The organism is Desulfovibrio sp., assembly GCF_035644575.1.
Taxonomy (GTDB): Bacteria; Desulfobacterota; Desulfovibrionia; order Desulfovibrionales; family Desulfovibrionaceae; genus Desulfovibrio.
On record NZ_DASQOG010000036.1, the window covers coordinates 1 to 9115 of the forward strand.

7 protein-coding genes are annotated in these 9115 nt (G+C 61.5%); 6 read left to right on the forward strand and 1 reads right to left on the reverse strand.

Annotated features, from left to right (window positions below; all coding sequences use genetic code 11):
- Positions 1-332: 332 nt before the first annotated feature.
- Positions 333-1166, reverse strand: a complete 834-nt coding sequence (locus VEZ52_RS01555) for a TatD family hydrolase (protein ID WP_324835238.1) — start codon at positions 1164-1166, stop codon at positions 333-335.
- 172 nt (positions 1167-1338) lie between these two features.
- Here VEZ52_RS01555 and VEZ52_RS01560 point away from each other — a divergent pair, with 172 nt between their 5' ends.
- Genes VEZ52_RS01560 through VEZ52_RS01585 form a run of 6 tightly spaced genes read left to right on the forward strand, consistent with a single transcriptional unit; the run spans position 1339 to position 9047 of the window.
- Entirely contained in the window at positions 1339-2295 is a 957-nt protein-coding gene (locus tag VEZ52_RS01560) for a UDP-glucuronic acid decarboxylase family protein (RefSeq protein WP_324835239.1), read from the forward strand.
- Between the two features lie 14 nt (positions 2296-2309).
- Positions 2310-4370: a proton-conducting transporter membrane subunit gene (locus VEZ52_RS01565; protein ID WP_324835240.1), complete on the forward strand. Its 2061-nt coding sequence runs from the start codon at positions 2310-2312 to the stop codon at positions 4368-4370.
- Positions 4367-5314, forward strand: a complete 948-nt coding sequence (locus tag VEZ52_RS01570) for a respiratory chain complex I subunit 1 family protein (protein WP_324835241.1) — start codon at positions 4367-4369, stop codon at positions 5312-5314. Before VEZ52_RS01565 ends, VEZ52_RS01570 begins: the two co-directional genes overlap by 4 nt.
- Positions 5311-5934, forward strand: coding sequence for a hydrogenase-4 component E (locus tag VEZ52_RS01575; RefSeq protein WP_324835242.1), 624 nt, complete (start codon positions 5311-5313; stop codon positions 5932-5934). The genes VEZ52_RS01570 and VEZ52_RS01575 overlap by 4 nt, the downstream gene beginning before the upstream one ends.
- Before the next feature lie 9 nt (positions 5935-5943).
- The gene (locus tag VEZ52_RS01580) at positions 5944-7440 is read left to right on the forward strand and encodes a proton-conducting transporter membrane subunit (RefSeq protein ID WP_324835243.1); all 1497 of its coding nucleotides are present in this window, start codon (positions 5944-5946) and stop codon (positions 7438-7440) included.
- Positions 7441-7499: 59 nt separating this feature from the next.
- On the forward strand, positions 7500-9047 hold the full coding sequence (locus VEZ52_RS01585; protein WP_324835244.1) for an NADH-quinone oxidoreductase subunit C: 1548 nt from the start codon (positions 7500-7502) through the stop codon (positions 9045-9047).
- Positions 9048-9115 lie beyond the last annotated feature (68 nt).

Genomic DNA, 9115 nt, shown 5'->3' on the forward strand with positions numbered 1-9115 from the left:
GGGCATAAGCCACCCGGCAAAGGGGGCCATTTTTGCGCCATGCGCCTCGTGCCAGGCAGTGAGGGGGGTACGCAGATCCGACATGGAATCTCCTTGAAGTTGGGCAAACAGCTTGCGCTGACGCTATAGAGGACGCGCCAAAGCGGCCCTGCTGCATTGCGCTGCGGCAAGCCGGACGTGGTGCGGACAACCACTGAAAATATTTGTCAAAAACATTACCAAGCCACCGTTTCGAGCGGCTTTGGACATGGTATCACTTCTGCCATGTGGACACAAGAACAGACCCGTGCAGGGCCAGCCGAGCGGGCGGGGCTGATTCCGCCAGCACCGCATCATTCCTGCCCTGGCAGACCGAAAAACCGGCGGGCATTGTCGCCGCAGGTTCGCCAGAGTTCTTCGGGATTTTCTCCCCGCGCTTCGGCCATGGCCCGCACGGTAAACACCGTATAGGACGGCTCGTTGCGCTTGCCGCGCCACGGCAGGGGTGCAAGATAGGGGGCGTCGGTTTCCAGCAGCAGACGGTCGGCGGGGATAAGGGCCACGGCCTCGCGCAGCGCCTCGTTGGCCTTGTAGGTGACAGGGCCGGGAATGGATATGTGCCAGCCGTTGCGCAGGATGCGCCGCGCTGTTTCCGGCCCCTGACCAAAGCAGTGCCACAGGAGGGGATACCCGGCAAAGCCCTCGGCTTCCAGCGTCATGAGCGTTTCATCCTCTGCCTCGCGGCAGTGGATGACCACCGGACGTTCCACGGCACGGGCCAGAGCAAGCTGATCACGCAGCGCCTGATACTGGATTTCCTTCGGGCAATCAGGCCAGTAAAAATCCAGCCCTATTTCGCCCACGGCCTTGAGCCGGGAGTCCTCGGCAAAGGCAGCGCGCATGGCGACAAGGCGCTCCTGCGTGCACTTCTGCCCGTCACAAGGGTGTACGCCCATAAGAAAAAAAACTTCGGGGTGGGCGTCAAAATGAGCCCGGCGGGCATGATATTCTTCGGGCCCCAAAAAAACGTTGCCCACCTGGGCCAAGCCTGCCGTGCGGGCGCGTTCAAGCACGGCGTCGCGGTCCGCATCAAATTCCTGACCATCAAGGTGCGCGTGGCTGTCCACCCCGGCAAGGGGCAAGGCCAGAGTCAGGGGATCAATGCGGACGGCTGATTTTTTCGACATGGTTTACCTCGCGGCCGATACATAGCAACGGGCGCAGGCGAAAGGCAAGGGGCAAGTCCCCGGCAGCAGACACCCCGGCATCCAACCGCCATTGCAAAGCCCGAACAATGGGGCTATGCTTTGGAGGATTTGCCAGTTTTTACTGGTTTCCTATACTTTATTCGGGGGAATCATGCATCTCCGCAAACGCATTCTGGTCACCGGCGGTTCCGGCTTTTTGGGTTCGCAACTGTGCGAACGCCTGCTCAACGAAGGGCACGAAGTGCTCTGCGTGGACAATTTTTTTTCCAGCGCCCGCGCCAACGTGGAAGCGCTCATGGATAACCGCAGGTTTGAGCTTATCCGCCACGACGTGACGTTTCCCCTCTTTGTAGAGGTGGATGAAATTTATAATCTGGCCTGCCCGGCCTCGCCCATCCATTATCAGCACGACCCGGTGCAGACCATCAAGACCTGCGTTCACGGCGCCATCAACATGCTGGGTCTGGCCAAGAGGCTTGGCGCGCGCATTTATCAGGCATCCACCAGCGAAGTGTACGGCGACCCCGAGATACATCCGCAGCAGGAAAGCTACTGGGGCCATGTGAACCCCAACGGCATCCGCTCCTGCTACGATGAAGGCAAACGCTGCGCCGAAGCCCTGTTCTTTGCCTACTGGCGGCAGGGCGGCCTGCCCATCAAGGTGGGACGCATCTTCAATACCTACGGACCCAAGATGCACCCCAACGATGGCCGCGTGGTCTCCAACTTCATCATCCAGGCGCTCAAGGGCGAAGCCATCACCATTTACGGCGATGGCTCCCAGACACGTTCCTTCTGCTATGTGGATGACCTTGTGGAGTGCATGATCCGCTTCATGGCCTCGCCCGATGATTTTGTGGGTCCCATGAACATGGGCAACCCCGGTGAATTCACCATCCGCGAGCTGGCCGAAAAGGTCGTGGAAATGACCGGCAGCAAGTCTGTGATTTCTTACGAACCCCTGCCCTGCGATGACCCCAAGCAGCGCAAGCCCGATATTACCCTGGCCCGCGAAAAGCTTGGCTGGGAACCCAAGGTAGCCCTTGAAGAAGGCCTGGTAAAAACCATCGCCTACTTTGAAAAGCAGCTGAAAGACGGCCTGGCGTAGGTATTCCGGCAGTCATGTTCCTTTTTATCACGGCTATCGGCATATTGTCGGCAACAGCCGCCCTGTGCGCACTCCTGGCCGTGCGCCCGCCCTCAAAGGCAACCGGACGCGCGGCCAATGCGGTTGGCGTTATCGGGGCCTTTGCGGGCTGTCTTGTTGGCTTGTGCGCCCTTGCCTCCGGCCCATGGGCCGGGCAGGAGAGCTTGCGTTTGCCGCTGGCTTTGCCCGTGGGCTCCTGCGCCTTGGGCATGGATGCCCTGAGCCGCCTTTTTTTGCTGCCAGTGTTTGGTCTGGGTTTTGTCTGCGCCGCCTCGGGCGGCATTGCCCTGCGGCATGAAGAACCGGAGCGCCACAATCTTGCGGCGCACTGGTTCTTTTTTCATATGCTGCTCATTGGCCTTGCCCTGGTGATGACCGCACGCGATGCCGTACTGTTCATGCTGGCGTGGGAAATCATGTCGCTGGCACCCTTCTTTCTTATTGATTTCAATGACGGCGACAGCAAGGTGCGCGACGCCTCCTGGGTCTACCTTGTGGCGGCCCACCTGGGCGCTGTGGCCCTCATGGCCTTCTTTACCCTGTTGTGGCAGGTCACAGGCGACACCTCGCTTGATGCCCTCCAGGGCGGGGCTGTGCTTGCGCGGGTGCTTGAACAGGCGCAAGGCTATTCCGGCCCCGGCCTGCTCACGGCCCTGTTTGTGCTGGCTCTGGTCGGTTTTGGGGCCAAGGCGGGCCTTGCCCCCCTGCACGTATGGCTGCCCGAAGCGCACCCTGCCGCGCCAAGTCATGTTTCGGCCCTGCTCTCCGGAGCCATGATCAATGCGGGATTTTACGGCATGATCCGCAGCGTGGGCATGCTTGCCCCGGCTGGCGCGGCACCCGAATGGTGGGGCTGGACGCTACTATTGCTGGGCCTTGCCACCGGCCTCATGGGAATTTTAAAAGCCACAGCCCAAAGCAACCTCAAAAGGCTGCTCGCCTATTCCAGCGTGGAAAACATGGGCCTGATGGTCATGGGGCTGGGGGCCGGGCTTATCGGCCAGAGCTGCGGCAATGCGTGGATTGCTGTACTGGGATTTTCCGGCGCGCTGCTGCACATGCTCAACCACTCGGCATTCAAGGGGCTGCTGTTCCTGTGCGCAGGCGAAGTGCTGCACGCCACAGGAACCGTGCGCATGCAGCATCTGGGCGGACTGCAAAAACGTCTGCCCCTGCTTGGCGCGGCCTTTGCCATCGGTGCGGCAGCCATTGCCTGCCTGCCGCCTTTTAACGGATTTGCGGGCGAACTCGTGATGGGCCTTTCCCTGCTGGACGGCCCCGCGCTTTTTGGCGTGGAACGTCAGGTGGGCCTGTTGCTTGCCCTGGCGGGCCTTGCCTGCATCAGCGGCCTTGCGGCAGCCCTGTACGCCAAGGCTTACGGCATCGCCTTTCTGGGCGAACCGCGTTCCGGCTTTGCCGCCAGCGTGCATCCACTTTCCTGGCGCACGCTCTGGCCCCTCGCTCTGCCCGCCGCCGTGTGTCTGGCGGGCGGCCTGGCTGCCCCCTGTTTTTTTGATCTGGCAGCAGGGGCGGCGCAAAGCGCCCTGCCCTTGCCCCCGGCATTTCAGCAGGCTGGCCTGACTGGCTTGGCGCAGGCGCATACAAGCCTGGCAGCCGTGGCAAAAATCGGCGGAGCCGGCCTTGGACTGGCCCTGATTATCCTTTTTGTCCGCCGCTGCCTGCTCAAAAAACGCGCTGTGGAATCCATGCCCACCTGGGGCTGCGGCTTTCAGGGCGGATCTGCCCGCATCCAGTATACGGATGCGGCTTTCTCCGAACCCACGGCAAAGATATTTGCTCCGGTCATGGGCCTCAAGACACGCCTGCAACTGGATGAAGGGTTGTTCCCCAAAGGCGGACAACTGAGCGTCACCGCGCCCGACCGCCTGCGCAGCGGCCTGTTTACGCCGCTGTTTACAGCGGTGGAAAACCTGTGCAATGCCTGCAAGGTTATTCAGCACGGCAAAATCCACCTGTATATTCTGTATATTCTTGCCACGTTGGTGGCTCTGCTTGTGTGGGGGCTGCACTCATGAAAGCCGAGCTTGCGGTCTATTTTACGCAGTTTGCCCTGTCCCTGATTCTGGCCCCCCTGCTGCCCGGCATCATTAACCGGGTCAAGGCCAAATTTGCAGGACGCCACGGCAAGCCCGTGCTGCAAACCTACTATGATATCGCCAAACTGCTGCGCAAGGGCGAGGTGATCAGCCGCACATCCACATGGATATTTGCCGCCGCCCCCTCCATATCCCTGGCAGGCGTCATCTGCGCGCTGGCCCTGCTGCCCCTCGGCGGCGCGGTTTCGCCGCTGGCCTTTGCGGGCGATTTTGTGCTGGCAGCCTACCTGCTGGGCATGGGGCGCTTTGCCGTCATGCTGGGCGCGCTGGATACAGGGTCGGCATTTGAAGGCATGGGCGCAAGCCGCGAAGCCACATTCTCCGCCCTTGCGGAACCCGTATTTTTTCTGGCGCTCATGGTGCTTACAAGCCTGTGCCTCGGCCTTGGCCACAGCACGGAAACGGCCTTCAGCCTTTCCACCATGTTTGGCGGGCAGACCGCCGGGGCATGGCTGACAGGCAAGGGGGAACTGCTGCTCCTGCCCGTGATCTTTTTTGTGCTGCTGCTGGTGGAAAACTGCCGTATCCCGGTGGACGACCCCAACACGCACCTTGAACTGACCATGATTCATGAAGTCATGGTGCTTGACCATTCCGGTCCCAATCTGGCCCTGATACTCTACGGCGCTGCCCTCAAGCTGTGGTTTTTCGCCGCGCTCATCGCGGGCCTGCTCACTCCTGCGCTGCCCTTGTGGGAACAATTGTGGGTACGCCTTGGCATTGTGCTGCTACTTTCCGTGGTTGTGGGCATGGTGGAATCCATCATGGCCCGTCTGCGCATGGAGCGCGTGCCCTACCTGCTGGGCGCAGCAGCGGCCATGGGCATGCTCACGCTTATTCTGACCCAGGCGAGGTTGCCATGACCACGCTTTTGCAGTCCTGTCTTTTCCTTCTGGTATTGAGCAATTTTTTGCAGCTTGGAACGCGCCGCGTTTCAGGCATGACGCAGCTCACAGCCTTTCAGGGGCTGCTGCTGGCGGCCCTGCTGCTGAGCCTTGACCACGCCCTGCTGGCCGGGGCTGTGTTGCTGATCAAGGGGGCCTTGCTGCCCGGATTGCTGTGGCGCACCCAAAAGCGGCTGCCCGCCGAGGCCCTGATCTGCCCCGCCCGCCGCGTGGGTTTTGGTGTGCTCGCAGGCATGGCCGGTCTAGTATTTTCCATCTGGCTGGACGGCAAGCTGGTCATGCCGCTGGGGCTTTATCCCCCATTGCTGCTGCCCACCGGGCTGGCAACGCTCTTCTGCGGATTTATCCTCATTGTGGGGCGCATCAAGGCCATCACCCAGGTCATCGGCTATCTGGTGGCGGAAAACGGCATCTTTCTGCTGGGTGTGCCGCTCATGACAGGCGGCACTGTGTGGTTTGAACTGGCCCTCCTGCTGGACGTTTTTGTGGCCGTGTTTGTTATGGGCATAGCCATCAACCATATCAGCGATTCCTTCGCCTCCATTGACGTGGCGCGGTTCCGCAGCCTCAGAGATTAGGACGAGCGCATGCTGACAGCACTTCTTTTCATTCCCCTGTGCGCAGGCTGCATCATGCTGCTCTGGGGCCGCGCCGTCATCTGCCGCCTTGGCCTGCCTCTCACGGCACTGGCGCATACAGCCCTTGCCGCTTCAATTGCCGTCAGGGTCGCGCGCGGAGAATCCCCCTCAGAACTCGGCGGTCTGCTGGCCCCGGACGCTCTGGGCGTGCTTTTTCTGATGCTGGCGAGCCTGCTGTTTCTGGCTGCGTCGTTCTATGCCGTGCACTATCTGAAGGAAGAAGAACGCATCGGCGAGCACACGAATATTCTGGACCACGGGCGCTTCACCAATGCGCCGGAGCGCCGCTTCACGGCCTGCCTGTGCTTTTTTCTCGGGGCCATGACGCTTGTGACCATCACGCCGCACATGGGCGCGCAGTGGGTGGGCATTGAGGCGACCACGCTTTCCAGCGCACAGCTCATTTATTTTCACCGTCACAAGAGTTCGCTGGAAGCCACCTGGAAGTACCTGATCATATGCTCTGTGGGCATTGCCCTGGCCCTGCTGGGCAACATTTTGCTCGCCGTGTCGTTCCACGGTGCGGAAGGAGCAACGGGCGCGGCAGACGGCATGGATCAGGTGAGCTGGTTTGTGCGTAACGCGGCCCTTGCCGAACCCACATGGCTCAAGGCGGCCTTTGTTTTTCTGCTGGTGGGCTACGGCACCAAGATGGGCTTGGCGCCTCTGCACAACTGGCTGCCCGATGCGCACAGCCAGGCCCCTTCGCTGGTTTCGGCCCTGCTTTCGGGCGCGCTGCTCAACTGCGCCATGCTGGGCATGCTGCGCGGGCACCAGATCATGCTGGCTGCGGGGCTTGGCGGACTTTCGGGCGGCATGCTCATGTTTTTCGGCATTCTTTCGCTCATGACAGCCGCCATCTTTATTGTGGGGCAAGGCCACTACAAGCGCATGCTGGCTTATTCCAGCGTTGAGCACATGGGCATTCTGGCTCTGGGCATAGGCGTGGGCGGCGTGGCTGTGCCCGGCGCTATGCTGCATGCGGTTTGCCATTCGCTCACCAAGTGCATGCTCTTTCTGCTTTCTGGCAACATTCTTGCCCGCTACCACACCTATTCCAGCTACGACGTGCACGGCATGCGCTGGACCATGCCCGCCACGGCGGCGCTGTGGACTGCCGGATTTCTGGCTGTTGCGGGGTCGCCGCCCTTTGGGCTTTTTGTCAGCGAGCTGCTCATCTTCAAGGGCATGCTGGCGGCTGACCTGCCCTGGCTTTCCGCCGGATATCTGGTGCTGCTGGCCACCATCTTTGTGGGGCTTTCCGTGTCGGTGCTGCGCATGGTGCAGGGCAACCGCCCTGTGGACCTGCCGCCCGCAAGCTCCGAGCCGGTGCTGAGCGTCCTGCCGCCGCTGGTTCTGGGGCTGACCGTGCTGACTCTGGGCCTGTGGATTCCCGACTGGTTGTGGAATTTTCTTAACCGCGCCGCTGCGCTCATAGGCGCATAAACGCCAAAGGCTGCTGCCAAAATCCAACGGGTTTTGCGCTGCCAACGGTGAGAGGGCCGATGCTATTCGATTACCGCGATACCGTGCCGCTGTCGGGCATGCCCCCTGTTTCTGTTGAAGAACTGGGTGCTTTTGTGCGCCGCTACATTGCCGAGGGCTGGCGCCTGCTGGCCCTATTCGGCCTGCCGGAATCTTCGGACGAAAACGCCCCTGCGGGATTGTGCTGCGTGCTGGCTCAGGACAGTTCGCACTATCTTGCCGCCATGCGCACCGCCCCCTTGCAGTCATATGCTTCCATGACGCCCGCCGCGCCTCAGGCACATCTGTTTGAACGCGAGATATTTGAACAATGGGGCATACGGCCCGAGGGGCATCCCTGGCTCAAAAGTGTGCGCCGCATCCCGGACGCCGCAGAAGCCAATGCCAGAACGCAGGCCGAAGGCGGCTCGCTTGCCACGGCGCCCGGCCAGGCGGCCCAGCCCTATCCCTTCTACAGGGTTGAAGGCGAGGAAATCCACGAAGTTGCCGTTGGCCCCGTACATGCCGGGGTTATTGAGCCAGGGCATTTCCGCTTTCAGTGCCACGGTGAAAACGTGCTGAACCTTGAGATTGCTCTGGGTTATCAGCACCGTGGACTTGAACGCATGATTGTGCGCGGCCCCCTTGCCCGTTGCCTGCCCCTGCTGGAATGCGCCGCAGGCGATACAACCATAGGCCATGCAACGGCCCATTGCGTACTGATTGAACGCCTTGCGGGCTGCGTGGTCGGCCCGCGCGCTCACCGTCTGCGGCGAGTTGGCCTTGAGCTTGAGCGCCTTGCCAACCACACGGGCGACCTGGGGGCCATTGCCGGGGATACGGGCTTTTTGCCCACCGCCTCGTGGAATGGCCGCATACGCGGTGATTTTCTCAACACCACGGCCTGTCTGTGCGGCAACCGCTTTGGCAGGGGGCTGCTGCGCCCCGGCGGCACGGCCTACGATCTTGACGCGGACGGCTGCGCAGACATGCTTGCGCGCATCAAGGCGGCAGGGCGCGACGTGCGCGGCGCTGTGGACGTGATGCTGCATACCGAAAGCGTGCTCGAACGCCTCACGGGCACAGGCTACGTCAGCCGGGAAACCGCCCAGAATCTCGGTCTTGTGGGTATGGCCGCGCGGGCCTGCGGACTCAAGGTTGACGCGCGTTTCCACTTTCCCCTTGCCGATCTGCCCACCAGGGACTGCACGCCGCGTGTTGAAACCACGGGCGACGTTCTGGCCCGCACCCTTGTGCGCAGCAAGGAGATTGACGATTCCCTGCGCCTGCTTGAGGCGGATATTTCCACTCTCGCCAACCTGCCGCCCCTTGCGGAGCAGACAGACGCCGATGCCCTTGCGTCCCTTCCGCCCGATACCCTCGCCGTATCGCAGGTTGAAGGCTGGCGCGGCGAAATCTGCCATGTGGCCGTGACCGGGCCTGGCGGCAAATTTTTGACCTACAAGGCCATTGACCCTTCGTTCCACAACTGGCCCGGCCTTGCCATGGCCCTGCGCGGCAACCAGATTTCCGACTTCCCGCTCTGCAACAAGAGTTTCAACCTCTCGTACTGCGGACACGATCTGTGAGGCTTTGACATGCTGCGTATTATCAAGGAACGCCTGCACCAGAAATACCGCACGCTGGATTACCCCAA

What these genes read in the sequence shown, in the direction of transcription:
- VEZ52_RS01580 (WP_324835243.1), top strand. Translation starts at nt 5,944, where the DNA reads ATGCTGACAGCACTTCTTTTCATTCCCCTGTGCGCAGGCTGCATCATG.
- VEZ52_RS01560 (WP_324835239.1), top strand. Translation starts at nt 1,339, where the DNA reads ATGCATCTCCGCAAACGCATTCTGGTCACCGGCGGTTCCGGCTTTTTG.
- VEZ52_RS01555 (WP_324835238.1), bottom strand. Translation starts at nt 1,166, where the DNA reads ATGTCGAAAAAATCAGCCGTCCGCATTGATCCCCTGACTCTGGCCTTG.
- VEZ52_RS01575 (WP_324835242.1), top strand. Translation starts at nt 5,311, where the DNA reads ATGACCACGCTTTTGCAGTCCTGTCTTTTCCTTCTGGTATTGAGCAAT.
- VEZ52_RS01565 (WP_324835240.1), top strand. Translation starts at nt 2,310, where the DNA reads ATGTTCCTTTTTATCACGGCTATCGGCATATTGTCGGCAACAGCCGCC.
- VEZ52_RS01585 (WP_324835244.1), top strand. Translation starts at nt 7,500, where the DNA reads ATGCTATTCGATTACCGCGATACCGTGCCGCTGTCGGGCATGCCCCCT.
- VEZ52_RS01570 (WP_324835241.1), top strand. Translation starts at nt 4,367, where the DNA reads ATGAAAGCCGAGCTTGCGGTCTATTTTACGCAGTTTGCCCTGTCCCTG.